Below are 805 nucleotides of genomic sequence, written 5' to 3' on the forward strand. Positions count from 1 at the left end.
ACTAGACTTACCACTGAATAGCAATTTGATCATTTCACCGAACAAACGCACCTGTACGAAGCGCGTCAAGATGGAATAGAACAGACCAGCGCCCAAGCACAGATAGATCAGTGCTGGGCTCCAGATAATTCCGTTTACTAAGTTAACTAAACCTTCCATATGTATATTCCTAGTACTGTCTCAAGGTGGCTCTGTATGCTAGGAGTAAATTAACTGGTTAACTTACTTATTTAAGTTAAGCAGTTAAATTATCTGCATCGACTCATATTTATATTAGTTAAGTCTCATACGTGCTTAGCCACCAAGAATGGACTGTAGTTGTCTGTATTTATCCGCTTGGCTTCATCAGTGACACAGACTATTTTTATAGCGATTATCATTGATAGCATTAATATCAGCTGTGTGTTTGATTGTTCTACAGCCTCAACTACTGCGGTGTCCTATCATCACGTTACGAATGAGATGAGTTATAAGTTAACCCGCGGATAAAACAGGCGGTTATATAATTGAATACTCCTCATGATGAGGGTATTCAATTTGCTATGAGCCGTCCCGATTGGCTACACTGCTGGTATGGCGGATTGAATGTATTAGTGGAGTATCTAAGAGTGAGTAACTGTTTTTCATCACAGCTGCCAACTCTCTAATACGTATCAAACTATAAGTCCACTACCAAATGTATTCAAACCGTACGGCTACGTAACTGCAATTTGCCATATTTTTGTACCAATTACTAGAAATTTCTTTGTGTATGGACGGATAAGTTTTGTTTTAATGCCATCATTTCGCTCATAACTGACTGCAG

General features: G+C 38.9%; 1 pseudogene. It reads right to left on the reverse strand.

The features are described from left to right. Positions 1 to 159 (reverse strand): annotated as a pseudogene (locus ACS8FC_RS16510) (sodium:alanine symporter); the annotation flags it as partial. Positions 160 to 805 lie beyond the last annotated feature (646 nt).

Source organism: Psychrobacter sp. 1Y4 (genome assembly GCF_051847555.1).